At 55.0% G+C, this 24,785-nt stretch carries 21 protein-coding genes; 15 read left to right on the forward strand and 6 right to left on the reverse strand.

Annotation, left to right across the window (positions count from 1 at the left end; all coding sequences use genetic code 11):
* Positions 1–174 precede the first annotated feature (174 nt).
* The gene (locus G5574_RS07460; RefSeq protein ID WP_033740821.1) at positions 175–1,536 is read right to left on the reverse strand and encodes a 2-hydroxycarboxylate transporter family protein; all 1,362 of its coding nucleotides are present in this window, start codon (positions 1,534–1,536) and stop codon (positions 175–177) included.
* 305 nt (positions 1,537–1,841) lie between these two features.
* On the opposite strand from G5574_RS07460, the gene G5574_RS07465 reads away from it, so the two are divergent.
* From G5574_RS07465 to ampH, 3 genes are all read left to right on the forward strand, one after another.
* Positions 1,842–3,479 carry an ATP-binding protein gene (locus tag G5574_RS07465; RefSeq protein WP_110268323.1) on the forward strand — a complete coding sequence of 546 codons (1,638 nt, stop codon included), beginning with the start codon at positions 1,842–1,844 and terminating at the stop codon, positions 3,477–3,479.
* Positions 3,469–4,155 carry a response regulator gene (locus tag G5574_RS07470; protein WP_033740823.1) on the forward strand — a complete coding sequence of 229 codons (687 nt, stop codon included), beginning with the start codon at positions 3,469–3,471 and terminating at the stop codon, positions 4,153–4,155. Before G5574_RS07465 ends, G5574_RS07470 begins: the two co-directional genes overlap by 11 nt.
* A 211-nt stretch (positions 4,156–4,366) precedes the next feature.
* Positions 4,367–5,530 (forward strand): D-alanyl-D-alanine-carboxypeptidase/endopeptidase AmpH, encoded by a 1,164-nt coding sequence (gene ampH, locus G5574_RS07475; protein ID WP_170317965.1) that lies wholly within the window; start codon positions 4,367–4,369, stop codon positions 5,528–5,530.
* Here the strand turns inward: ampH and G5574_RS07480 are convergent.
* On the reverse strand, positions 5,527–6,594 hold the full coding sequence (locus tag G5574_RS07480; protein ID WP_006118388.1) for a DUF1176 domain-containing protein: 1,068 nt from the start codon (positions 6,592–6,594) through the stop codon (positions 5,527–5,529). The two genes, ampH and G5574_RS07480, sit on opposite strands and share 4 nt — an antisense overlap.
* Positions 6,595–7,082: 488 nt before the next feature.
* Here G5574_RS07480 and G5574_RS07485 point away from each other — a divergent pair, with 488 nt between their 5' ends.
* The 8 genes from G5574_RS07485 to G5574_RS07520 are packed head-to-tail and all read left to right on the forward strand — an operon-like array spanning position 7,083 to position 15,003.
* Positions 7,083–7,913: a DeoR/GlpR family DNA-binding transcription regulator gene (locus G5574_RS07485; RefSeq protein ID WP_039339891.1), complete on the forward strand. Its 831-nt coding sequence runs from the start codon at positions 7,083–7,085 to the stop codon at positions 7,911–7,913.
* 11 nt (positions 7,914–7,924) lie between these two features.
* On the forward strand, positions 7,925–8,905 hold the full coding sequence (locus tag G5574_RS07490; RefSeq protein ID WP_054633363.1) for a substrate-binding domain-containing protein: 981 nt from the start codon (positions 7,925–7,927) through the stop codon (positions 8,903–8,905).
* 2 nt (positions 8,906–8,907) lie between these two features.
* Complete coding sequence (locus tag G5574_RS07495; protein WP_164483214.1) at positions 8,908–10,413, forward strand: sugar ABC transporter ATP-binding protein; 1,506 nt, start codon at positions 8,908–8,910, stop codon at positions 10,411–10,413.
* The gene (locus G5574_RS07500) at positions 10,406–11,395 is read left to right on the forward strand and encodes an ABC transporter permease (protein WP_164482391.1); all 990 of its coding nucleotides are present in this window, start codon (positions 10,406–10,408) and stop codon (positions 11,393–11,395) included. The genes G5574_RS07495 and G5574_RS07500 overlap by 8 nt, the downstream gene beginning before the upstream one ends.
* A gap of 14 nt (positions 11,396–11,409) precedes the next feature.
* Positions 11,410–12,462 carry an ABC transporter permease gene (locus tag G5574_RS07505; RefSeq protein WP_164482392.1) on the forward strand — a complete coding sequence of 351 codons (1,053 nt, stop codon included), beginning with the start codon at positions 11,410–11,412 and terminating at the stop codon, positions 12,460–12,462.
* Complete coding sequence (alsE, locus tag G5574_RS07510) at positions 12,462–13,154, forward strand: D-allulose 6-phosphate 3-epimerase (RefSeq protein WP_006118382.1); 693 nt, start codon at positions 12,462–12,464, stop codon at positions 13,152–13,154. The genes G5574_RS07505 and alsE overlap by 1 nt, the downstream gene beginning before the upstream one ends.
* The gene (gene alsK, locus G5574_RS07515; RefSeq protein ID WP_164482393.1) at positions 13,151–14,047 is read left to right on the forward strand and encodes an allose kinase; all 897 of its coding nucleotides are present in this window, start codon (positions 13,151–13,153) and stop codon (positions 14,045–14,047) included. Before alsE ends, alsK begins: the two co-directional genes overlap by 4 nt.
* Positions 14,044–15,003: a ribokinase gene (locus G5574_RS07520; RefSeq protein ID WP_164482394.1), complete on the forward strand. Its 960-nt coding sequence runs from the start codon at positions 14,044–14,046 to the stop codon at positions 15,001–15,003. The genes alsK and G5574_RS07520 overlap by 4 nt, the downstream gene beginning before the upstream one ends.
* 45 nt (positions 15,004–15,048) lie before the next feature.
* Here G5574_RS07520 and nudK read toward each other — a convergent pair whose 3' ends face one another.
* From nudK to G5574_RS07535, 3 genes are all read right to left on the reverse strand, one after another.
* On the reverse strand, positions 15,049–15,627 hold the full coding sequence (gene nudK / locus G5574_RS07525; protein WP_033740833.1) for a GDP-mannose pyrophosphatase NudK: 579 nt from the start codon (positions 15,625–15,627) through the stop codon (positions 15,049–15,051).
* A 162-nt stretch (positions 15,628–15,789) separates the two neighbouring features.
* The gene (ansP, locus tag G5574_RS07530; RefSeq protein ID WP_033740834.1) at positions 15,790–17,262 is read right to left on the reverse strand and encodes an L-asparagine permease; all 1,473 of its coding nucleotides are present in this window, start codon (positions 17,260–17,262) and stop codon (positions 15,790–15,792) included.
* A 272-nt stretch (positions 17,263–17,534) separates the two neighbouring features.
* Positions 17,535–17,807, reverse strand: a complete 273-nt coding sequence (locus G5574_RS07535) for a YdgH/BhsA/McbA family protein (RefSeq protein ID WP_006118378.1) — start codon at positions 17,805–17,807, stop codon at positions 17,535–17,537.
* 250 nt (positions 17,808–18,057) lie between these two features.
* On the opposite strand from G5574_RS07535, the gene narQ reads away from it, so the two are divergent.
* From narQ to acrD, 3 genes are all read left to right on the forward strand, one after another.
* Positions 18,058–19,746 (forward strand): nitrate/nitrite two-component system sensor histidine kinase NarQ, encoded by a 1,689-nt coding sequence (gene narQ, locus G5574_RS07540; RefSeq protein ID WP_164482395.1) that lies wholly within the window; start codon positions 18,058–18,060, stop codon positions 19,744–19,746.
* A 179-nt stretch (positions 19,747–19,925) separates the two neighbouring features.
* Positions 19,926–20,558: a response regulator gene (locus G5574_RS07545; protein WP_164482396.1), complete on the forward strand. Its 633-nt coding sequence runs from the start codon at positions 19,926–19,928 to the stop codon at positions 20,556–20,558.
* A gap of 165 nt (positions 20,559–20,723) precedes the next feature.
* Positions 20,724–23,840, forward strand: coding sequence for a multidrug efflux RND transporter permease AcrD (gene acrD / locus G5574_RS07550; RefSeq protein WP_033740838.1), 3,117 nt, complete (start codon positions 20,724–20,726; stop codon positions 23,838–23,840).
* A gap of 126 nt (positions 23,841–23,966) precedes the next feature.
* Here the strand turns inward: acrD and ypfM are convergent, their stop codons facing one another.
* Complete coding sequence (gene ypfM, locus G5574_RS23990; protein WP_139015967.1) at positions 23,967–24,029, reverse strand: protein YpfM; 63 nt, start codon at positions 24,027–24,029, stop codon at positions 23,967–23,969.
* 386 nt (positions 24,030–24,415) lie between these two features.
* Here ypfM and G5574_RS07560 point away from each other — a divergent pair, with 386 nt between their 5' ends.
* Entirely contained in the window at positions 24,416–24,784 is a 369-nt protein-coding gene (locus G5574_RS07560) for an ArsC family reductase (protein ID WP_006120416.1), read from the forward strand.
* Position 24,785 lies beyond the last annotated feature (1 nt).

Raw genomic sequence — 24,785 nt, forward strand, 5'->3', positions numbered from 1 at the left:
TCCTCGCACTCACGCGATCCGGCTTCCTCAGCCGGATCGCGGTTTTGCTCTCAGCACGCCAGCCTGACGCTGGCGTGCTGCTCTCTGAAAACCCACCTTCTTCGGTAACCACGTTTTTCGCCGTGTCCCTGCATGCTGTGGTTAATCCTGCCGCCTTGCTGACCTTAACAACCGTTACTTTAAAAAGTGGCTCAGCAGCAGCAAAGAGAGCGAAACGTTGATGGCTCCGCCGATACGCGTCGCGATCTGAGCAAACGGCATCAGGCCCATGCGGTTACCGGCGGTGAGAATGGCTACATCGCCCGTCCCGCCCTGCCCACTCTGGCAGCAGGAAACAATGGCGACATCAATGGGATGCATGCCAATCTTTTTCCCGACGAAGAAGCCCGTTGCGACCAGCGCACTGACCGTGCTGATAATGACCAGCAGATTGGTGAGCGTAAACGCGGTGACCAGCACGTGCCACGGCGTAATGGCCACACCGACAGCGAACAGGACGGGATAGGTCACGGCGGTGCGGAAAAAGCGATAGACCACCTGCGAACCGGCCAGAATACGGGGCGAAACGCCATTGACCAGTTTCACCAGCACGGCCAGGAACAACATCCCTACCGGCGCAGGCAACCCTGTCAGCTTCTGCCCCAGCATCCCCACCATATAGAGCAGCACCGCAAGCAGCGCCCCGGAGGCAATGGCCGTTACGTCAACTTTACCGGAAAAAACGGACTGCAGCGGCTCGGGCTCAACGTTCGTGACATTCGGCATCAGCTGGCCTTCCCCGGTGAGGTGCGGATAACGTTTACCCAGTTGGTTCAGGCAGCCGGAAATAATAATGGCGGTCACGCCACCCAGCATCACCATCGGCAGGATACGGCCCAGCGCTACGCCCTGATCCATATGGAGCAACGCCGCATAGCCGATGGAGAGCGGAATGGCCCCTTCGCCGACGCCACCCGCCATAATGGGCAGAATGATAAAAAAGAAAATCTGGAACGGCTCCAGCCCCAACGCTAATCCGACGCCCATGCCGACAATCATGCCCACGATTTCACCGCACAGCATGGGAAAAAAGATGCGCAGAAAGCCCTGAATCAGCACCGTACGGTTCATGCTCATGATGCTGCCGACGATGATGCAGCAAATATAGAGATAGAGAATATTGGTCGATTTATAGAACTGCGTTGTTGAGGTCACCACGATATCGGGAAGTAACCCGTAATAGACCAGCGCAGAGGGAATAAAGGTTGCGCAGATAGCTGCGGCGCCCAGACGGCCCACCACCGGCAGACGTTTGCCAAATTCACCGCAGGCAAAACCAAAAAAGGCCAGCGTGGCGACCATGACGACGATATCGCTGGCCAGTTTCCCGCTCAGGCAGTCCAGTGCAATGAGCACACCGGCCAGCACAAACAGAGGAAGAGGGATAATCCCGACTTTCCAGTTATCCATAATATGCCACCACTGCTCCTTCAGGGTTTTCCTGCGCGGTGAACGGGCCAGCGTATCAGACAGAAAAGAATTATCAGGTGAGCGCATTATTAACCTCTTTGCATCATCGTTTTTTTTCAGAATGCCGTGAAAAAAAGCGGAATTACGTGAAGGAGAAGGTATCTGGCATAAAGTTTTAATGGTGTTATTTCCAGATCGTGATCCGCATCCTGGTAATCGTCGTGGTGTTTATGGTTTTTATTCCCCGCAGCCGTTGTTTGTCCTTTGCTGACGCTTCCCTGCCCTCTGAAAACGATTTAATCCCATTAATATCAAACAGATAAACGCATGTAGTGTCTATTGTTAAAAAGATGATACATTGAAGTTATTATTCCAAAATGCGCGTGACAGTCATGAAATTGTCATTTCAAACGAAGCTGTTTCTTTCGCTCGTTGTTTTTTCGTCTGTCCTGTTCGTGTTACTGGGAAGCTATTACTACGTCAGCATCACCCGGCAGCTTTATCAGGCGATGAGCATGCGCGCCAAAGTTCAGGCTGATGAAATCGCGCTGATTCCGGAACTGAGAAAAGCGGTGGCGGATCGGGATATCCCGGCCATTAATATGCTGATGAGGGCTATTGCCCGGAAAAGCGATGCCAGTTTTATGGTGATTGGCGATAACCGTGGCCTGCACCTTTTTCACTCGGTGACGGCGGACCGGGTTGGCAAACCCCTGGTCGGCGGAGACAACGCGGCAGTGCTGGCAGGGAAAAGTATCACCACCATCCGGACAGGCGGACTGGGAATCTCCCTGCGCAGCAAATCGCCTATCCTGAACGATCGCGGGCAGGTGGTCGGTATCGTGTCCGTTGGTTATCTCGCCCGCTATCTGGATGCCATCACGTTCAGCAACATGATCAACCTGCTGATCGTGGCGGCCCTGGTGCTTATCGCCCTGTTTATTTTCTCCTGGTTTTTCACCTGCAATATTAAAAAACAGATTTTCTCGCTGGAACCGCGCGAGATCGGCCTGATGGTCCGTCAGCAAAACGCCATGATGGAATCGATCTATGAAGGCGTGATTGTCATCAATGAACACCTGCAGATCGAAGTGATCAACCAGGCCGCCCGAAAGCTGTTAGGCCTTTCACAGTCCGCCGAGGCGCTGCGAGGGCAGTCTGTCAGCCAGATCATTTCGCCCGTCCCCTTTTTATCGCAGCCCGTGATGCTGGAGAAAGATACCCACGATGAGATTAGCCAGTTTAACGCGCTCACCGTCATCGCCAGCCGGGTACGTATCATGCTGGAGGACGCGCTGATGGGCTGGGTCATCTCCTTCCGCGATTTTAACGACATCGACTCCCTTAGCGCCCAGCTCAGCCAGGTGAAACGTTATGTCGATAATCTGCGCATTATGCGGCATGAGCAGCTTAACCGAATGAACACGCTTTCCGGGCTGTTGCACATGGGGCGTTTTGAAGACGCGATTGACTACATTGAGGCGCAGTCAGAACACGAGCAGGAGTGGCTGGACTTTGTCTCCGCACGCTTCAGCTCGCCACTGCTGTGCGGCTTGTTACTGGGCAAAGCGGCACGCGCCAGAGAAAAAGGCGTTATCCTCCACTTTGATCCCGCATGTCTGATGGACAAACCCTTTCCCCCACTGTCAGAGGCTGAACTGATCTCGGTCATTGGCAATTTGCTGGACAACGCGATTGAAGCCACGCAACGCGCCCCGATGCCTCATGAACCTGTTGAAGTGCTGATTAAGCTCAGCGCCCGTGAGCTGATCATCGAAGTGGCGGATCACGGCGTGGGCATTGCACCTGCCATCCGCGAACACATGTTTGAACGTGGCGTCACCACGAAAACCCGGGGCGATCACGGCATCGGGCTGTATTTAACAGAAAGCTATATTACCCGCGCAGGGGGCACCATTGAGGTCAGCGACAATGTGCCACGTGGCGCCATTTTCTCGCTGTTTATCCCCTGCGCGCAAACCCACCGCTGTCCCGTAACGGAAACGGAGAAGGTCCGCGATGCAACATGAGCCTGTGACTGTCCTGATTGTGGAAGATGAGCCTGAACTGGCTCAGCTTCATGCCGAACTGATTGGTAAACACCCTGAACTCAGGCTGATCGGTATCGCCGGGTCACTGGCAGAAGCCAGACAGCAGCTTGCCATCAGTGCGCCACAGCTGCTATTGCTGGATAATTATCTGCCCGATGGCAAAGGCATCACCCTGATTGGCGATCCGTTGCTGGCCCACGCAAACTGTTCCATTATTTTTATTACGGCGGCCAGTGATATGGATACCTGTAGCCAGGCCATCCGCAACGGCGCCTTCGATTACGTCCTTAAACCTGTGTCCTGGAAACGGCTTAACCGCTCGCTTGCCAACTTTATCGCTTTCGCAGACCAGCAGCGCACATGGAAGATTGTCGATCAGAAAAATGTCGATGTCCTTTATCAGCTACAGGCGAAGAACTACCCGCACGATAACGGCAGCAAAGGTATTGAGGAAACGACTCTCGCGCGGGTCCAGACACTTTTTACGCCAGCCACCACGCGGCTTTTTTCGGTTGATGAGGTGATGACCGAAACCGGGCTCAGTAAAACAACCGCCCGTCGCTATCTGGAGCACTGCGTGGAAACCGGCTTTCTGACGGTAGAAATGCTGTATGGCAAAGTGGGCCATCCCAGGCGCATGTACAAACGGCCATGAACTGCGGCGCGCCACGCCGCCAGTGCAGCGGCTCGGTCCGGCGGCCTCTGCGGGGCAAAACATATCCCCCGCCCGCTGATGTCCATGGCCGCCATCACCAGCTGACTGTAATCTGAAATAAAAAAAACTGTGCTTTGCTCTTCCCGTCATCCTTAAACTGATTACTATAGGTTTTCACCCGACTCCTATAGCGAAGCCCTCTCCGTTGAAAATGCGCACTCCTTATTTACTGGCTTTACTGGTTTCTTTGCTTCCCCTTAAAAGCACGGCGCAGGTTGCGCCCGATCCCTTACTGGCCTCCCAGATTGTCGATCGCTATGCAGAGCATATCTTTTATGCCAGTGGTGCCACCGGCATGGCCCTGGTGGCAATAGACGGTAATCAGCGCGTCTTTACCAGCTTTGGTGATACCCGGCCCGGCAACAATATTCGTCCGCAAAAGGATTCGTTAATTCGTATTGCCTCGCTCAGTAAATTAATGACCAGTGAGGTGATGGTAAAAATGGCCGAGCGCGGCGAGATTCGTCTGGACGATCCGCTGAGTAAGTATGCGCCTCCGGGAAAACGGGTCCCTGGTTTCGACGGTCAACCGATTCGGTTGATTAACCTCGCCACTCACACCAGTGGCCTGCCGCGCGAGCAGCCCGGCGGTAAGCCGCATCGTCCGGTTTTTGTCTGGCCTACGCAAAGTGAGCGCTGGAACTGGCTGAACACCGCCAGCCTGAAAGCGGCCCCCGGCACCAATGCGGCCTATTCCAACCTGGGTTACGATCTGTTGGGTGATGCGCTGTCACGTGCGGCGGGTAAACCCTATCCGGCCCTGTTTCAGCAGCTGATCACCCGCCCGCTGGGCATGAAGGACACCACGTTTACCCCGTCACCCGAACAGTGCGCCCGTTTAATGGTGGCGGAAAAAGGAGCCAGTCCGTGTAATAACACGCTGGCGGCTATCGGCAGCGGTGGCGTCTATTCAACGCCGGATGATATGGGACGCTGGATGCAGCAGTTTCTGAACTCCTCCGTGAATCGCCGCACGCCACAGATCGACCGCCTGCAGACATTAATCTACCGTCGCGATCAGCTTCACAAAGTGGATGGAATGGACGTGCCAGGTAAAGCCGACGCTCTCGGCATGGGTTGGGTTTATATGGGACCGTCAAAGGGGCGTCCGGGCATCATTCAGAAAACCGGCGGTGGCGGGGGTTTCATCACCTATATAGCGATGGTGCCGCAGAATAATGTGGGCGTTTTTGTGGTGGTGACCCGATCTCCCCTGACCCGCTTCACGCCAATGAGTGACGGTGTAAATAACCTGCTGGCGGAGTTGGTGGGCAATCAGACCGGTTCCCCCATGATGGTGCAGGCGATTCCTTAACGGCTGCCATCCGCAGAGGCTGACTGGCTTACCCAGAGCGTGGGCCAGTCATCGCTGCTGTGCCAGGCATCGCAGGTTGATTCTTCGGCATATTCCGCTAACACAAAGTGCTCACCGTTAAACTGCCAGCGGGACGCTGTACCGCAGTCGCCCAGTCCCCGCCCTTTACCAAAGGTGTAAAGCTGGCCGGTTGCCGCATCGTAATCCGCATTAATCAGCTCCAGCTGGCGCTCTCCTCCCTCGGGCGGCGTAAAGGGTAAAGTCAGGCTGACACCGCGTGCCACATAGGGCGGCGCGCGCGTCACTTCAAACGCCCGATCGATCACGTTATACGCCCCCATCTCACAGCTCACCAGCAGCAAGGCTTTTTTGTCCGTCAGCGGCGAGACGCTGACTTCGCGTCGCAATGGATCGAGCGAACAGGTGTCTGAATTAACCCGCCAGGTGCCGTAATCGATCAGGCCACTGGTTTCTTCCCGCGTCAGCGGTACAGGCGCGGCCATGGGAGGTGGCAGTTGCGGAATCGCCGGAGCAGCAGGCACGCCGTTGCGTTCGCCCCGTCGAACCCAGGCGCTCATGCTATTCACCCGCCCCTGCACGTCGTCCATATACAACAGGGCCGCTTTCATGCCACGCAATGAAACCTGTGGGCTGGCGCTGAACGTCAGCTGCAGATTTTTTGCATCCATGGTGAGTTCAAGAAATTCGTTAATGGCAATCGGGTTGCGGGTCGCAAGATGATGCGGCTCTACGTCCCAGTGCTTGAAATCAGGACGAAGACGACGCTGATCCACCAGCAGATTATCTTTGAGCGCCGGCCCCGGCAGCGCACCACTATAGGCACTGCCGTAATCAATACGTAACAGGGGCTGGTCATCCGCCCCGGCATGTCGCGACAGGGTCATCACCAAACCACGGTCACCCTGCGTGCTGCGCGCAACGCAAAAGGCCGCGTTATTGCAGGTTAACTGCCAGTCAGAAAACAGTTTCTGCACCGGATCAGCCTGGACGGCGGCGACCATGAATAAAGGCAACGCAAACAGCGATTTCATCCTGTACCACATTAAGAAAATCGAGCCCCAACTTCTCTGAGTGGAAGATGATAGCGCAATCGCGCACGTCACGACGTTCGCATTCTGTGAAGTGCCCAGCAAGCGCAGCTAACTGCCTAAAAAACATCCATTTTGCAACAGCCGTAGCGCCCTGTCGTGCGCAATGCGGTCATCATGCGTATTCGTCAGCGTTCTCTCAATCGGATTCGTCGGACTATCCGGACAGGCAAAGCGGTCAAATACACATAAACGGGCAAAAGCGGGCATGATAGAGTCGCTGCAGAATGCAGGATAAAATGTTCACAGCGGATCCTGAGACCGCTAAATAACCCTTATTTAGTGAGAAAAATCACTAAACAATATTATTTCTTTCATTTCGTTTCATTAAAACCCAACACTGATCTCTTTATGCGCGTTGCAAAAACAGGTCCTGCGTACCCACGCTCAGGCCACATTTTTGCCGCGTGCCTTCCAGTACTTTATAGCCATCGGAGGCCATTATGTTGCCGATTGAACGCCAGCAGAGAATTATCGATGAATTAATGTGTAACGGACGGGTTATTGTCGCTGAACTCACCGCGTTATGTCGGGTTTCTCAGGAAACGATTCGCCGCGATTTAGCACAACTGGAAAAGAAAGGTATTTTACAGCGAAGCCATGGTGGTGCGGTTCCGGCTAAACGACACAGTGCAACGCTACAGGTTAATAATCGCGAGATTAATGAATCTGAATCGTCTTTTCGTCAACGCGTAAACGAACATGTTGATGCCAAAATGACAATCGCGAAACGCGCGCTGGATTTTATTAGTGTGGGCGACTGCTTATTACTCGACAGTAGTACCACGTGTTTTTATCTGGCACGGCAATTACCGGATATTGAATTAACGGTATTAACCAATTCGTTACGCATTGTCCAGACGCTGGCAGCACGCGGCAGTATTCGCACCATTTGTCTGGGCGGAGAATATTCAGATCGTTATGAAGATTTTCACGGCATTGTTACCGAGCAGCCGTTAAAAGAGTTTCAAATAAATAAGATCTTTTTTTCATGCAGCAGTCTGGGCAATGACGGTTATTTACGCGAAGGAAATGAACGTCATGCACATTTAAAACAACAGCTGATTCTGGCAGCAGAACGAAAACATTTATTACTGGATAGCTCTAAGTTTCTTCGGCCCTCATTCGCGCGTATTTGCCATTACCGTGATGTGGATTTTCTCATTACTGACCAGTTGAAAGATAAAGAGCTGGAACAGGAACTGGCCTGGAACGGCGTCAATATTATTGACTGCTCGCAGCGCCCCCAGTCTGTGCAGCTTATAAATAATTAAATGGAGCCTTTATGAAAAAACAGCTTATCGCCTGTTCGTTGTTCGCATTACTGGCTTTTCAGTCCCATGCGGCGGACAAAATACGCATGGGCATCGTGGTGAAAATCGGTGGTATTCCGTGGTTCAACGCTATGGAAGCCGGAATTAAAAGCGAAGCGGCCAAACGCGGCATTGACGCCTGGATGGTGGGGCCGACCGCAGCCGATCCTGCCCTGCAGGTGCGTGCCATTGAAGATTTGATTGCCCAGAAAGTGGACATTATCGGCGTCGTCCCCAACGACCCCAAAGTGCTTGAGCCCGTCTTGCAGCGCGCCCGTGAAGCCGGCATCAAAGTCATTACCCACGAATCGCCAGGCCAGAAGTTTGCAAACTGGGATTTTGAATTAGTGGATGCCGCAACGCACGGCATCAATCATATGAAAGCGCTGGCGCAATGTATGCATGACGAAGGGAAATACGCCATATACGTGGGGAGCCTGACGGTGCCGCTTCATCAGCAGTGGACCGATGCCGCGCTGGATTATCAAAAGCAGCACTATCCCAACATGCAGTTGGTTACGGACAAATTTGGCGTAGGCGAATCCCTGGACGAGTCCATCCGTACCACCAATGAACTGATGTCTAAGTATCCCGATCTGAAAGGCATTTTAGCCTTCGGTTCGCAGGGCCCTATTGGTGCCGGTCGCGCCGTTATGAACCGCAATAAAACCAATCAGGTCTGTGTCATTGGGGCGTTCAGTCCGGGTCAGGGCGCGCAACTGGTTAACCGCGGGGCGATCAAGGGCGGCTATATCTGGAATCCACATACCGCCGGTGAAGTGTTTATCCGTATTGCCGAGAAGGTGGAGAAGAACGAACCGATTACGGACGGTATGACAATTGACGGCCTGGGCAAGGTGAAAGTGGATCAGACAACGCACACCATTCTGGGCAACAACACGGAAAGTCTGGATAAAGCTAACCTGCCTAACCTGATCAAGCTGGGGCTGTAATGATGCAATCGGTCGCGCCGCAAAGGCTTATCACCCTGGAAAAACTGTCGAAAACCTTTGGGGGGAATCGTGCTCTGAGCGATATCTCGCTGACCTTGCTGGCGGGCGAAGTGCACTGCCTTGCCGGTACCAATGGTTGTGGCAAAAGTACGCTCATTAAAGTGATATCCGGCGTACATGCGCCGGATCGTGGCAGCGAAATTCGTTTAGGTGACGGAGACTGCTTGCCCCGTCTCTCGACTCAGCAGGCCAGAGACTTTGGTATTCAGGTCATCTATCAGGATCTGTCCCTGTTCCCGAACCTGAGCGTGGCCGAAAACATCGCATTTGAACACAATCTGCGCGGGTTATTTGGCTGGCATCAGCGCAAAACCCTGGTTGACAGTGCCCGGCGTATTGTTGAGGAACTGCAGTTTGACCTCAATCTTGACGACAGTGTCGCGCACCTTTCCATCGCTCAGCGACAACAGGTCGCCATTTGCCGCGCGCTGGTGGCGGATGCGCGGCTGGTGATCATGGATGAGCCCACCGCTTCCCTCACCCGTACCGAAGTCAATCAACTGCTGCGCACGGTACGCTATCTCAAACAGAAAAAGATTTGTGTGGTCTTTGTCAGCCATCGCCTGGACGAGGTGCTGGAAATATCAGATCGCGTAACCGTCATTCGCGATGGCCGCAAGGTTGGCTGCTGGCCGGCGCAGGCTATGACACCGCACCATCTCACCGAGCTGATGACCGGGCAAGAACTTGATTATCAGTTAAAAACCCCTACGCGCAACGGTGATCGGGTCATTCTGGAAGTGGAAAACCTGCACCGTGCAGGTCAGTACCACGATGTTAATTTTCGGCTGTACGAAGGTGAGGTGCTGGGGCTGTGTGGTCTGCTGGGATCGGGACGTACTGAGCTGGCTCTTTCCCTGTTCGGCATGACCCGGCCTGACCGCGGCAGGATCTGGCTGGACAGTAAACCCGTGCGCTTTCGCAGTCATGAAGATGCCATCAAAGCCGGGATTGGCTATGTATCTGAGGATCGCCTGACGCTGGGGCTGATTCAGCAACAATCGGTGGCCGACAATATGGTGCTGCCCATTCTTAACCAGCTGCAAAACCGCTTCCACCTGATTGATGAATACCGCAAGAACAAGCTGATTCTTCAGTGGATTCAGCAACTGGGCGTGCGCGTTGCCGATCCACAGTTAGCCATCTCAACGCTGTCCGGCGGCAATCAGCAAAAGATTGTGCTGGCGAAATGGGTCCTGACGCAGCCGCGCCTGCTCATCCTCGATTCGCCCACTGTCGGCGTGGATGTGGGGGCAAAAGCGAGTATCTATCAACTTATTCACGAACTGGCACGCGAAGGCCTGTCGATCATTTTGATTTCCGATGAAGTCCCCGAGGTCTGGTACAACTGCGACCGCATTTTGCATTTCCGCGAGGGCACCATCCAGGCCGAATATCAACCAGACCGCATAGCGCAACAGCAACTGGCGGAGGTGATCAATGCCTGATTTTTCCCGTTTACGTCCTCATTCCAGTCAGGGCTGGCTGACGTGGGTATTGTTGCTGTTCATTGTGATTTTCTCCTTCGCCAGCGACCAGTTTCTGACCGTGCAAAACCTGCTGGATCTGGCCGAGAGTTACGCGGTTACCGGCATTTTCGCCCTCGGACTGTTTGTCGTGCTGGTGACCGGCGGCATTGATATTTCCTTTGCGGCCGTCGCCTCTGTGGTGCAGTACCTGATCGCCTCGCTGTTTGTGCATTACCAGTTTGCTAACGCGCCGCTGAGTATTGCACTGGCGATAGCCTGCGGCACGCTGTTTGGTGTCATTAACGCCTGGCTGATCACCTGGCTCCGGGTCGTCTCCATCATCATCACCATTAGTATGCAGTCGCTGCTGTTTGGCCTGCTGATGTGGGTGACCGGTGGACGCAGCCTGTATCAGCTTCCGGACTGGTGGATCACGCTGCGTAACGTGCTGCCGTTCGAATGGCAGGGACAAGTCTTTCAGCTCGGCCTGCCGCTGCTCATCCTGTTGCTCATTGCGGCGCTGACAGCGGTGCTCCTCAACAAAACACATTTAGGTCGTCAACTCTATGCCGTGGGCGGCGATGCGGAATCCGCACGGCGTATCGGGATTCGCGTTGGCCTGATCTCCCTCTTTGCCTATGGCTGGCTGGGGGCCATGGCCGCGATTGGCGGACTGGTTCAGGTCTACCGCATGGGTGAAGTCGTCCCCAACGCCCTGGTGGGCGGTGAGCTGGATGTGCTGGCGGCAACCGTACTGGGCGGAGCCAGTCTGATGGGCGGCAAGGGCACCGTCAGTGGCACCTTGATGGGGGTTTTCCTGATCGCGGTTCTGAAGAACGGACTCAACCTGATCGGCGTATCCAACTACTTCATGAACATCGTGGTCGGTACCGTCATCATGGCCGCCATTGCTGTCACCCACTTTAAGAAGCGCAAAGAAACTGACGTCAGCTTTGTCTGAGGAGAGAAACAGAGATGAAAAGATTCGCTGCGTTAAAACCGGATGGCACCAATGTTGGCCTGCTGCTTCTGATTGCCTTCTCGCTGGCGCTGTTCGGCATTCTGTTACCCGGCCGCTTTTTTACCGACGCCACTTTCCTCAGCATGGCGTTCCAACTGCCGGAACTGGGCTTACTCACCCTGGCAATGTTTATTGCCATCCTGAGTGGCGGACTCAATCTGGCGATTATCACCACAGCCAATCTGACCAGCCTGTTTATCGCCTGGGTCTTACTAAACAGGGTGCCGGACGGGGCCGGAACCGCTCAGCAACTCATGTGGTTACTGCTGGCAGTACTGGGTGCGATGCTGATTGCTGCACTCATTGGCCTGATTACCGGCGTCATGGTAACGCGCATTGGCGCACATCCCATCCTGGTGACGCTGGCAACCATGATCACGATTAACGGCATCGGTATCTGGCTGACCAAAGGCGCGGCGGTAAGCGGTATGCCTCCCGTTGTAAGGGCTCTGGGTGCCGATACCTTACTGGGCGTGCCGTTGCCCCTGTGGCTCTTTCTGCTGGCGGCCGCCCTGCTGGCCCTGTTTCTGGGCAAAACCCGCGCCGGTAAGTGCATCTATATGGGCGGCAGCAACATCAACGCGACCTGGTTTAGCGGCATCAACACGCACCGCATGGTGATGCTGGTATATATCCTTTCCAGCCTGTTGTGCGTACTGGCGGGGCTGGTGATGATGGCGCGCTTTAACTCCGCCCGCATGGGTTATGGCGATGCCTATCTCTTACTCACCGTGCTGGCCATCATCCTTGGCGGCACCGATCCCAATGGCGGCTTTGGCCGGGTCACCGGCGTCGTGCTGGCGCTGATCGCGCTACAAATTCTTTCCACCGGGTTCAATCTGATGAACATCAGTCCGCACGTCAGCCTGGCAATGTGGGGCGCGGTATTGATTGTGGTGCTGGCCGTTAAACAGGGCAAAGCCCGACTGAATGAAAGCCGGGCCGTAACGCGCAGCAAACGTTTAAGCGCGGCCCTGAATCCCTTGACTAAGAAAAAGGAAGTATAATGCGTATTCAAATCTCGCCGTCATTAATGTGCATGAATCTGATGGAGATTAAACAGCAGCTGGCGGTCCTGAACACCCGCGCTGATTTCCTGCACGTTGATATCATGGACGGGCATTACGTCAAAAACATCACGCTGTCGCCGTTCTTTATTGAGCAAATTCGTCCGCATACGCCCGTAGCGATAGACGTTCACCTGATGGTGGAACAGCCGACCGATTTTATTGAGGCCGTCGCGAAAGCGGGAGCAGACTATATCTGTCCGCATGCGGAGACCATCAACCGCGATGCCTTCCGGGTGATCAACCTGATCCGCAGTCTGGGGAAAAAGCCGGGCGTGGTTTTAAATCCCGCTACGCCCGTGTCGTTTATTCATCACTATATTCATCTGCTGGAGAAGATCACCGTAATGACGGTCGATCCGGGTTATGCCGGGCAGCCATTTATTCCCGAGATGGTGCAGAAGATCCAGCAGCTTAAGGCCCTGAAACAGGCACAGGGCTATGACTTCCTCATCGAAATTGACGGCTCCTGTAATCAACGAACCTACCGCACGCTACTGGAGGCCGGCGCAGACGTGCTGATTGTCGGCACCTCAGGCCTGTTCAACGTGCATGACGATCTCAGCACTGCCTGGGACATGATGCGCAGCAGCATTGATGCCGCACAGGGACTGGCACAGGAGTCTGCATGAAACAACGCTGGCTTGGAATGGATATCGGTGGCACCAGCACCCGACTGCAACTGATGGAAGACGGCCAGCACTGGTGCGGATTCCGTAAAATAGCGACCGCCAGTTGGGCACAGCAAACGGATGCGCTCCACGCCCTGGGCGATGTGATTATTGACACGCTGGCATCACAAGCGATTAGCGGCGTAATGCTCGGGCTCCCCGGTATACTCAGCCGCGATCGTCAGCAGGTTATCTCGTTACCCTTTATTCAGGCGCTGGATGGGCAACCTGTGGCAGCCCAGTTGAGCAAGCGACTGGGCGTGCCGGTCGCCATGGATAAAGACGTCAACCACCTGATGTTATGGGATCTGCTACAGCTTGATGCCCTGCCCGACAACGCGGTGGGATTGTATCCCGGCACCGGTTTAGGCAACAGCCTGTGGCTGGAAGGCCGCTTTTATCATGGTCATCATGGCGGCGCGGGTGAACTGGGGCATATTCCCCTGCCCGGCAATGACCTGCCCTGCCCGTGCGGCAATCGCGGCTGTGCGGAAACGCTGATCTCCGGTCACTGGCTGAGCCAGTGGGCGGCGATGCATCAGCCGGACACCGCCCTGTCACAACTATTTACGCGACACGGGGATCATCCCGATCTGCAGGCCTTCGTCCAGCGGCTGGCGCACCTGATCGCCAGTGAAATGAACATCCTCGATCCGGAATACCTGATTCTGGGCGGTGGCGTGCTGGCGATGGCCGGTTTTCCGCTGGCGCAGTTACAACACCACATTCAGCGCAGTTTGCGGCCGCCCGTCACGCGCCACGGTTTACGTATCGTGTTCAGTCATGCCACCGATTACACGGGCTGCCGTGGTGCCTGCCTGGCTGCCGAACGCCACTTTGGGGAGCGAAAATGAAAGGCAAAGTCTGTGTGTTTGGTTCATTCAATCTGGATATTGTCGCCGGTATGCGCCGCTTTCCCCTGCCGGGCGAATCGCTGATTGCTCAGCACAGCATGATGGGACCGGGCGGTAAAGGTGCGAATCAGGCCACCGCCGCACTGCGCGCGGGCGCCCGGGTGCACTATATTGGCAAAGTGGGCAAGGACGACTTTGGTGTGTTTGCCCGCCGCCATCTGGAAAAAACCGGGTTTGATGCGATTACACTGTTCACCTGTAAGGAGAAACCCACCGGCAATGCGTTGATCTACGTTGCCGGAAACGACGCCGAAAACATGATTTCCGTCTATCCGGGCGCCAACCTTACCGTGACGGCGGCGGAAGTCACGCGCTGCAAACCCACCGTCGCGGCGGCGGACATTCTGCTGGTCCAGCTCGAGAACAACCTGAGCGCGATACAGCGCATGATTGATAATGCGCGGGCCGCCAATACCTTTGTGATTCTTAATCCCGCGCCGTTTCAAAAAATCAGCGATACGTTGCTGGCAAAAGTCGATCTGCTGACCCCGAACAGTACGGAAGCGAGGCTGCTGACCGACATCAACGTCAACGATATCCGCAGTGCCCGGCAGGCGGCAGAAATTCTGCATCGCAAAGGGGCGCGCCAGATCATTATTACACTGGGGACGGCGGGTGCGTTACTGTCTGACGGCCAGCAGCAACGGCATATTCCCGTGTTTCCTGCCACCCCGCTGGATACGACCGGCGCGGGCGATGCGTTTAACGGCGCGCTGGCGGCCAGGCTCGCGGCGGGCGTTGCGCTGGATCAGGCGGCGCTGTATGCGGCCGCGTTTGCCTCATTATGTGTGGAGCGACCGGGTGCGGCCCATTCGATGCCTTCGTATGCCGAGGCACTGGCGCGTCTGCAGGCGCACCCGGAGTGCGTCGCCGACCGCGTGATGACGTGCGTATAAAGCGGAAAGCCGATGCGATGGTTTGCGCATCGGCTTCGTGCAGGATTACAGCGTTAGCCAGCCTGCGATCAGGGCGTGCTGCAATAACATGATGGTTTTACCATCACGAATGCGTCCGTCTTTCACCCACGCCATGGCCTGAGGAAAAGGCATTTCCAGCACATCAATGGCCTCATCTTCAACACCGCCACCAGCGTTCTCGCGCAGTGATTCGTGATATTCCGCCGCAAAGAAGTGAATCAGTTCAGTGACGCCGCCCGGTGACATGTAGACCGAATACAGTTTTTCGACCTCGCCTACCGCATAGCCGGTCTCTTCAATGGCCTCTTTACGGATGCAATCCTCTGGCGAGTCGTCATCCAGTAAGCCCGCGCAGGCCTCAATTAACATTCCGTCTTCATTACCGTTCACGTAGGTCGCCACGCGAAACTGGCGCGTCAGCACCACACTGTTTTTTTCACGGTTATAGAGCAGAATTGTCGCACCGTTGCCGCGATCGTACACCTCGCGTTTGTGACGCACGACGTCGCCATGGCTGTCGGTTAGCTCATAGGTGATGTTACGCAACACAAACCAGTTCTCAGACAGCAGCTTATCTTTGATGATAGTGATTCTGGACGACATAGGCGCTCCGCAAGTGAGAAGGGAGCCAATGATGATAGGTCGTGGGATGCAAGAAAACTATCTGAATTACGTGTCTGCGCACGCAATCATCAAGACCGCCAAAAACACCGAAAAAAAATGCCAGCACGCAGGCTGGCATTGATATCTCAGGCAAGATCACCGTCAGGATGATTTGCCATCGTGCTCGTGATGCTCGTGCTCCGTGGCGGCAATTTCGTTAACGCGCTTACGCACACCAAACCAGCCCAGAACCAGAATCACCGCAATCAGCGGAATAGAGGCAATAGTGTACGTGCCGTTTGGATAGTCAAACGCCATTAAGACCAGCACGCTGAACAGGAACAGCAGCGTCAGCCAGGAAGTGAAAGGCGCGCCCGGCAGCTTAAAGCTGACGTCGTCGGCCTTGCCTTCTTTAATAGCTTTGCGCAGACGCAGCTGGCACAGCACGATAAAGCCCCAGGACGAAATGATCCCCAGTGACGCGACGTTCAGGACAATCTCGAATACCTGTGACGGCACATAGTAGTTGAGTATTACGCCGACAACATAGACGCAAACGGTAACCAGAATCCCGGCATAAGGCACCTGCTGGCTGCTCATTTTTGACATGAATTTCGGTGCTGAGCCGCCCATCGACATGGAGCGCAGAATACGGCCTGTCGAGTACAGACCGGAGTTCAGACTGGACAGCGCGGCGCTGAGGACCACGATATTCATGATGCTGCCGATATACGGCACGCCCAGTTTAGAGAAGAAGGTCACAAACGGACTTTGCCCGGCCTGATAGGCATTCCACGGCAGTAACAGCACCAGCAGCACCACGGAACCGACATAGAACAAACCGATACGCCAGATTACGCTGTTGATCGCTTTCGGCAGCATGGTTTCCGGATCTTTACACTCACCTGCGGCCGTGCCCACCAGTTCGATCGAAGCGAAGGCAAAGACCACCCCCTGCACCAGCACCAGCGCCGGTAACAGGCCGTGCGGGAACAGGCCGCCGTTATCCGTGACCAGGTGGAAACCTGTTGCATTGCCGTCCAGCGGTTTACCGCTGCCCAGGAACACCACGCCGACCACCAGAAATATCACTATCGCCAGCACCTTGACTAACGCGAACCAGAACTCCATTTCGGCAAACCACTTTACGCCGATCATGTTCATGGTACCCACAATCGCCAGCGCGCCCAGGGCAAACACCCATTGTGGGACATCGCCAAACGCGCCCCAGTAGTGCATATACAGTGCCACGGCGGTGATATCGACAATTCCGGTCATGGCCCAGTTAACAAAATACATCCAGCCTGCCACATAGGAGGCTTTTTCACCCATAAACTCGCGTGCATAGGAAACAAAGCTTCCACTGCTGGGACGGTGTAAAACCAGTTCGCCCAGCGCGCGCAGAATGAAGAAGGAGAAAATGCCACAGACCAGATAGATTACCGCCAGAGCGGGACCCGCAGCCTGTAAGCGGGCACCTGCGCCCAGGAACAGACCTGTACCAATTGCGCCACCGATAGCAATCATCTGTACGTGACGATTACCCATGGCTTTCTTATAGCCGGAGTCGTGGGAATTGAGCCAGCGTCGTTTCGCAGCGCGCATGTCTGCTGCGGTTTTCTTCGTAGATTTCATAGCCTTCCTGTTTGTCCTGACCATAAGTCATCGCGCATCCAAACGATTGCGTTTAGCAGTGCGAAATGGGTTTTCTTCCTCTGTGCGTTTGCCTGTGAGTTAACGAAAAGCAGCGCGGGAATTTACGGCGATGAATCCTAACCGTTATGCAACATCGAAGCAAAATATACCGAGGAGATAAGCCGGACGATTTGTAAAAAACTTTTCTGAGATCACAAAAAAACCGGCCGACAGGCGACCGGTAAGGGCTACAGGGAAGGTAACAGAGGGGTTTAGCGGTAAATTTCGGCAGTGCCGGTCCACAGGCTGGAGTCGCCGGGGTTATCAACCCCGATGACACGGAAATGGCGGGCACCTTCTGATTTGGCCTCCTGCGAAAGCTGGCGGGTGACATCATCCAGAGAGCCGTTCACATTTGTCACCGAGACGCTGCCGATACGTTGCAGCCCCTGGGCTTCCTGCCGGTCCACTGCCGTGGCAGCAAGAGTAGAGAATGAAGCAGTGGCCAACAGAGCAGCGCTAAGGTACACAGGTAATCGTTTCATACTTCCTCCTGAACTTGCGTGGGTCACTGAGTAAAACATGGTGTTGAGTATTAGCGAGGCAATGAAAGCCAACATGGGCAAGGTGTAAAGCTATGGCAGCAATGTTCATTCGTAAGTGGACATTCCTGGGAAACGTCAACGGGGGTGAGTTTGCGTACACAGCGCCGCTGTTTTCGGGCATTTTGTAATAAGTCGTCGGGTGTCTCTGGCACCGCTCTTATGATTCCCTGTCAGTAAAGGTGTTATTGTCGTGATTGTTAAACGCTCTGTTACCAGAAGTATCGCGCTGTCGTTAACGTGGATTGTCTTGCTGGCGTTACTGACGACCGGCCTGGCGCTGCTGACGCTTTCCAGTAGCCTGCGCGATGCGGAAGCCATTAATCTGGCCGGATCGCTGCGGATGCAAAGTTACCGCCTGGCCTGGGATGCCAGAGCAGATCCGCATCTGCTGACGGCGCACCTGGCGCAGTATCAACAAACGCTCGATGCCGCCGTGTTACAGGAACTCGATCGCCCCTGGGTGCCGCGCAAGGTTATTAATCACTATCAGCGTTTACGCGAAGGCTGGCCCGGTCTGGCACAGCATCTGCAGGCGAACGCGTCAGATGCCTGGCGGCAACAAATGCCCAACTACGTTGACGAAATTAACCGCTTCGTACTGGCGCTACAGCGCTACGCCGAACTGAAAATGCGCGTCGTGGCCATCAGCAGCCTGACGGGCGTGATCGCCATTGTTGCGCTCGCTCTGATGACGATCCGCTTTACCCGCCAGCAGGTCGTTAAACCCCTCAATGCACTGGTCAGAGCCAGCCGCTATGTGGAAAGCGGCAATTTTGCCTTTCCGCCCCTGCATGTGCAGCAGCAGAACGAGCTGAAAGTCCTGTCACAGACTTTCAGCAGCATGGCTGCACAATTACAGTGCCATTATCAGCAACTGGAACAACGGGTCCGCGACAAAACCCGGGACTTAACCCAGGCGAATCATACGCTCTCCTTACTTTATGAAAGCTCACAAATCCTGACCAGCCGTTCGCTGCAACCGGCGCTTTTCGATGATGTGCTGAACCGCATCGTCGGCAAAGAGAATATTGCCTTCATTCAGCTTCAGGGCGAGCAGTTTACCTGTGAGGCGGGCCAGCACGATCCCGCGCTGGCCTGGCAGCATTTACCGCTGAAACAGGACGATCAACGTGTTGGCACGTTGCGCTGGCAAACCGGCGGCACGGCCCCTTCCGCCGCGTTAATGGGCAGCCTGGCCGCGATGCTGGGACGGTCGATCTGGATCTGGCAAACCCAGAAGCAGTACCAGCAAATGCTGCTGATTGAGGAGCGCGCCACGATTGCACGTGAACTGCACGACTCGCTGGCGCAGTCACTGACTTACCTGCGGATACAGCTGATGCAGCTTCGGCGCAGCCTGTCCGCCTCCGATCAGTCGGCACAGGCGATCATTGCAGATTTTGATCGCGAACTGGCAGAGGCTTACCGCCAGCTACGCGAACTGCTGGCGACCTTTCGTCTGACGATCGAAAAGGCCGATCTGGAGGCTGCTCTGCACGTGATGATTGCGCCGCTTCAGTCTCAGACTGTCGCTGATATCCGGTTGACCTGCCAGCCAGGCCTGCAGCAACTGGATGCCCGGCAACAGGTCCACGTCCTGCAAATTGCCCGGGAAGCCGTCCTGAATGCCATTCGCCATGCGAATGCCCGTTTGATTACCGTCGACTACCAGATCACGGATACAGGTGAGCATTCACTGACAATCACTGATGACGGCACGGGCATGATCAGCACAGAAGAACCCCCGGGGCATTATGGTTTCATCACCATGACCGAGCGCGCAGCATGCTTGTCTGGCCAGTTAGACATTCGTTCGCAGCCGTGTGGAACACAGATTGTGTTGCGCTTTCCACCGCGTCCGGCATCAGAGATTGACTAGCCGCACGTAACACGGCTTTACTTTTATTGCATCTCGCATCACAGGCATGTGGCAGATCAACGGCAGGCCATCGGGTTAATCATTACAATGACAGCACCACAGAGGGTCGCTGCAGCCGCCGCTTGACGAACCGCATTGCCCATGCGACAACCTGCAGCGTCAGGTGACAGGGAGAAAACATGGAACAACCGACTTTAACAATCATGATTGTGGACGACCATCCGCTTATGCGTCGCGGTATTCGGCAGTTACTGGCGCTTGACCCGACGCTTCAGGTCGTCGCGGAAGCCAGCAACGGCACCGAAGCACTGGCTGAGGCCCGTCGCCTGACACCGGACGTCATCCTGCTCGACCTGAATATGAAAGGGATGTCGGGCCTGGACACGCTGAAAGCGCTTCGTCATGAAGGCATCCACTCGCGGATTCTGGTGCTGACGGTGTCGGATGCGCGCAGTGATATCTTCGCCATGGTGGATGCGGGAGCTGATGGGTATTTGCTGAAAGACAGTGAACCGGAAATCCTGCTAAACCAGATCGTACAGGCCACACAGGGCGAAAATGTCTTTAGCGAGGCGGTCCGGCATTCGCTTGCGACGCGTCACAACAGCGACGATCCGTTCCGTTTGCTGACCGAACGCGAACGCGACGTGCTTCAGGAGGTGGCGCGAGGCCTGTCCAACAAAGCCGTTGCTGATACCTTGCAAATTTCAGAAGAGACGGTGAAGGTACATCTTCGTAATATCCTGCGCAAACTTGAGGTTCGCTCACGCGTTGCGGCGACCATCCTGTGGCTTGAACGTCGACATCGTTGAGAAAAAGCGCGCCAATTTACACATTCTTTATAATTTCTCCACTTTTCAAACCCTGCCCGCACGTAAAGTAGTCGCCTGGTCGTGCGTGATGTCATGGAATACTTTCGTACGTTACGCGCTGCATCGGTCATATTAATAATAAAAGCAGTGAGGAGTGCCGATTCCATGTCGAATTTCTTTATCGACCGCCCTATTTTTGCCTGGGTTTTGGCAATTTTATTGTGTCTTTGCGGCACGCTCGCCATTATTTCGCTTCCCGTTGAGCAATATCCCGACTTAGCGCCGCCCAACGTGCGTATAACCGCGACCTATCCTGGTGCCTCGGCGCAAACGCTGGAAAATACCGTTACCCAGGTTATCGAACAGAATATGACCGGTATCGATAATCTGATGTATATGTCCTCGAACAGCAGCAATACCGGCCAGGCGCAAATCACCCTCACCTTTACTGCCGGCACCAATCCCGACGAAGCCCGTCAGCAGGTCCAGAATCAGTTACAGGCAGCCCTGCGTCAGTTACCTCAACCGGTGCAGTCACAAGGTGTGACCGTCAATAAAACCGGTGACAGCAATATTTTGATGGTGGCATTTGTCTCCACTGACGGCAGCATGAACAAACAAGATATTGCTGATTATGTCGCCAGTAATATTCAGGATCCCATAAGCCGAATTGATGGTGTCGGTGAAGTGGATGCCTACGGCACCCAATATGCCATGCGCATCTGGCTCGATCCCTACAAGCTGACCGCGTATGCCCTGACCACCGATGATGTGGTGAATGCCATCAAATCCCAGAACACTCAGGTGGCCGTCGGCCAGGTGGGCGGTTTGCCGGCAGTCAATAATCAGGCGCTGAACGCTACGGTGAACGCGCAGTCGATGCTGCAAACGCCCGACCAGTTTAAAGCGATTACCCTGAAGAATAATCCCGATGGCTCCGTCGTCACGCTGGGCGATGTCGCAACGGTGGCACTCGGCGCTGAAAAATACGATTCCCTCAGCCGCTACAATGGCCAGGCCGCCTCCGGACTGGGTATCAAACTGGCCTCCGGTGCCAACGAGATGAATACGGATAAGCTGGTGCGGGCACGTCTGGATGAGTTATCACACTATTTTCCGCATGGGCTGGAAGCGAAGATCGCTTATGAAACCACGCCGTTTGTCAAAGCCTCAATCACCGATGTGGTCAAAACCCTGCTGGAAGCCATTCTGCTGGTATTTGGCGTGATGTATCTGTTTATGCAGAACTTCCGGGCCACGTTAATCCCTACCATCGCCGTGCCGGTGGTGCTGCTTGGCACTTTCTGTGTGATCTTTGCCTTCGGCTACAGCATCAACACCCTGACCATGTTCGCCATGGTGCTGGCGATAGGCCTGCTGGTGGACGATGCCATTGTGGTCGTCGAAAACGTCGAACGTATCATGAGCGAGGAAGGGATCTCGCCGCGCGCAGCCACCCGAAAATCAATGGGACAAATTCAGGGCGCGCTGGTGGGGATTGCGCTGGTGCTGTCCGCCGTCTTTATTCCCATGGCCTTTTTTGGCGGCACCGTCGGCGCCATCTACCGCCAGTTTTCGGTGACGATTGTCTCCGCCATGATCCTGTCCGTGCTGGTCGCAATGATCCTGACGCCAGCCCTGTGTGCCACGCTGCTCAAACCCATCGCCAAAGGTGAACACCACGGCGAGCGCGGCTTCTTCCGCTGGTTTAACTATCATTTCAACCGCAATGCCGATCGCTATGAGCGTGGCGTTGCCCGCATCCTGCACACAGGCGGCCGCTGGCTGCTGCTTTATGTGGGGATAATTGGCGTCATGGCGTTTCTGTTTCTTCACCTGCCTTCGTCGTTTTTGCCACAGGAAGATCGCGGCATGATTTTGACGCAGGTCCAGTTGCCCGCCGGTTCCAGCATGGATCAGACCTCGGCGGTGGTGGCCAAAGTGGAAAAATACTACCTGACGAAAGAGAAAGATAACGTGCTGTCGGTCTTCTCAACGATCGGTTCAGGTCCCGGCGGGAATGGACAAAACGTCGCGCGTCTGTTTATCCGTTTGAAAGACTGGGGTGACAGACCGGGTGCCGATCGTACCTCGTTCGCCATCATTAAGCGCGCGGGTAAAGCCTTTAAACACATCAATGAGGCCATGGTCATTGCGAGCAGCCCGCCGGCCATTACCGGGTTGGGTAGTTCATCGGGCTTCGACCTGGAGATACAGGATCATGGCGGCATCGGGCATGACAAGCTCATGGCCATGCGCGACATGCTACTGGACAAAGCCAGCAAAGATACGCTTCTGTCCCGTGTCCGTCATAACGGCCTTGATGACAGCCCACAGTTGCAAATTGATATTGATGAGCGTAAAGCGCAGGCGCTGGGCGTGTCGCTGGATACCATTAACGACACGCTCGCCACCGCCTGGGGCTCAAGCTACGTGAACGACTTTCTGGATCGGGGGCGGGTAAAAAAAGTGTATGTGCAGGCTGATGCGCCCTATCGCATGCTGCCCGATGATATCGACAAATGGTACGTGCGTAACAGCAGTGGCACCATGGTGCCCTTCTCCGCCTTTGCCACCAGCCGCTGGGAAACGGGCTCGCCGCGTCTGGAACGCTATAACGGCTACTCCTCACTGGAGATCGTGGGAGAAGCCGCAGAGGGCGTGAGTAGCGGTACCGCGATGAACGAAATGGAGAAGCTGGTTGAATCCCTGCCGCTCGGTGTGGGCTTCCAGTGGACGGGTGCGTCGTATCAGGAGCGGTTGTCCGGCTCTCAGGCTCCGGCGCTGTACGCCGTTTCGCTGCTGGTCGTGTTCCTCTGTCTGGCGGCCCTGTATGAGAGCTGGTCGATTCCATTCTCTGTGATGCTGGTTGTGCCGCTCGGTGTGGTCGGCGCCCTGATCGCCACCTGGACGCGCGGGCTGGAAAACGACGTCTATTTCCAGGTCGGCCTGCTGACCGTTGTCGGGCTTTCGGCGAAGAACGCCATCCTGATTGTCGAGTTCGCCAACGAGCTTAACAGCAAGGGCGGCGAGCTGATTGAATCCACGCTTGCGGCTTCACGCCAGCGTCTGCGCCCGATCCTGATGACTTCACTGGCCTTTATCTTCGGCGTCCTGCCAATGGCGATCAGTAGCGGCGCAGGATCAGGCAGTCAGCACTCTGTGGGCACCGGCGTGATGGGGGGAATGATTTCCGCCACGCTGTTAGCCATCCTGTTTGTACCGCTGTTCTTTGTGCTGGTGCGTCGTCGTTTCCCGCTGAAAGAGAAACATCCCGACTAACCTGCCCGCCTGTCTGGCGAACCAGACAGGCAAAAAAAACGGCCTCTGGAAACAGCGGCCGTTTTATTTCTGTGTGTGGTAAGAACTACAGCAGAGGGGAAAGTGCCCTGCTTTTCTCGTCACGTGTTACTTGTTACGTAACATCGCTTCGATAAATTCTTTCCAGTTCCCCATTTCGGTGTCAATCATAGAACCCTCTCTTATTGTAGTGGCAATATTACGCCTTTTTTTTCGCCTGGTGAATACGTTTACACCTGTTAGTACTATCGGCAAAGACGCAAAAAAGCTGAGTCTTTTCTGATTTGCTGGCTGACGCACATTTCAGCAAAGCCTTAGCCTGACAGGTTTCGCGGGGTGCTTAACCAGGACGTAGCCTAAAAATGGCATTTAAGGAAATTCTTAAAGGAGAAGTGATAAACCAGGAAATCATTAGCGCTCAAACTGAAACCGTTTACGTACACCTCAGGGCTGTCTGTTTACGTATTTTATTCGATGCGGAGCGCCGCTGGCGGATGCTGCATAAGATCACACTATGGTAAACTGCTCAGCGCATTTTTACGGGACAGGAGTAGGCGATGAGCGGGCAATGGGTCATGTTTGGCATTAAAAATTGCGACACAATCAAAAAAGCACGGCGTTTTTTAGAGGCGGCCGGGGTGGATTATCGCTTTCATGATTACCGGGCTGACGGCCTGACCGACGAACAGCTCCAGCAGTTTATCGATGCCCTCGGTTATCAGGACCTGCTGAATACGCGCGGTACCACCTGGCGCAAGCTGCCCGAATCCGAGCGTGACAGCATTACGGATGCCGCCAGCGCCAAAGCGTTGATGCTGGCGCAGCCCGCGATCATTAAGCGCCCTGTGCTGCGCACCGCCGATGGCACCTTGCTGCTGGGTTTCAGTGAAACCCTTTACCAGAATCTTCTTCAGGAGAAGTCATAAT

Source organism: Pantoea stewartii (assembly GCF_011044475.1).
GTDB classification, from domain to species: Bacteria; Pseudomonadota; Gammaproteobacteria; order Enterobacterales; family Enterobacteriaceae; genus Pantoea; species Pantoea stewartii.

What these genes read in the sequence shown, in the direction of transcription:
- G5574_RS07460 (WP_033740821.1), bottom strand. Translation starts at nt 1,536, where the DNA reads ATGCGCTCACCTGATAATTCTTTTCTGTCTGATACGCTGGCCCGTTCA.
- G5574_RS07465 (WP_110268323.1), top strand. Translation starts at nt 1,842, where the DNA reads ATGAAATTGTCATTTCAAACGAAGCTGTTTCTTTCGCTCGTTGTTTTT.
- G5574_RS07470 (WP_033740823.1), top strand. Translation starts at nt 3,469, where the DNA reads ATGCAACATGAGCCTGTGACTGTCCTGATTGTGGAAGATGAGCCTGAA.
- ampH (WP_170317965.1), top strand. Translation starts at nt 4,367, where the DNA reads ATGCGCACTCCTTATTTACTGGCTTTACTGGTTTCTTTGCTTCCCCTT.
- G5574_RS07480 (WP_006118388.1), bottom strand. Translation starts at nt 6,594, where the DNA reads ATGTGGTACAGGATGAAATCGCTGTTTGCGTTGCCTTTATTCATGGTC.
- G5574_RS07485 (WP_039339891.1), top strand. Translation starts at nt 7,083, where the DNA reads ATGTTGCCGATTGAACGCCAGCAGAGAATTATCGATGAATTAATGTGT.
- G5574_RS07490 (WP_054633363.1), top strand. Translation starts at nt 7,925, where the DNA reads ATGAAAAAACAGCTTATCGCCTGTTCGTTGTTCGCATTACTGGCTTTT.
- G5574_RS07495 (WP_164483214.1), top strand. Translation starts at nt 8,908, where the DNA reads ATGCAATCGGTCGCGCCGCAAAGGCTTATCACCCTGGAAAAACTGTCG.
- G5574_RS07500 (WP_164482391.1), top strand. Translation starts at nt 10,406, where the DNA reads ATGCCTGATTTTTCCCGTTTACGTCCTCATTCCAGTCAGGGCTGGCTG.
- G5574_RS07505 (WP_164482392.1), top strand. Translation starts at nt 11,410, where the DNA reads ATGAAAAGATTCGCTGCGTTAAAACCGGATGGCACCAATGTTGGCCTG.
- alsE (WP_006118382.1), top strand. Translation starts at nt 12,462, where the DNA reads ATGCGTATTCAAATCTCGCCGTCATTAATGTGCATGAATCTGATGGAG.
- alsK (WP_164482393.1), top strand. Translation starts at nt 13,151, where the DNA reads ATGAAACAACGCTGGCTTGGAATGGATATCGGTGGCACCAGCACCCGA.
- G5574_RS07520 (WP_164482394.1), top strand. Translation starts at nt 14,044, where the DNA reads ATGAAAGGCAAAGTCTGTGTGTTTGGTTCATTCAATCTGGATATTGTC.
- nudK (WP_033740833.1), bottom strand. Translation starts at nt 15,627, where the DNA reads ATGTCGTCCAGAATCACTATCATCAAAGATAAGCTGCTGTCTGAGAAC.
- ansP (WP_033740834.1), bottom strand. Translation starts at nt 17,262, where the DNA reads ATGAAATCTACGAAGAAAACCGCAGCAGACATGCGCGCTGCGAAACGA.
- G5574_RS07535 (WP_006118378.1), bottom strand. Translation starts at nt 17,807, where the DNA reads ATGAAACGATTACCTGTGTACCTTAGCGCTGCTCTGTTGGCCACTGCT.
- G5574_RS07545 (WP_164482396.1), top strand. Translation starts at nt 19,926, where the DNA reads ATGGAACAACCGACTTTAACAATCATGATTGTGGACGACCATCCGCTT.
- acrD (WP_033740838.1), top strand. Translation starts at nt 20,724, where the DNA reads ATGTCGAATTTCTTTATCGACCGCCCTATTTTTGCCTGGGTTTTGGCA.
- G5574_RS07560 (WP_006120416.1), top strand. Translation starts at nt 24,416, where the DNA reads ATGAGCGGGCAATGGGTCATGTTTGGCATTAAAAATTGCGACACAATC.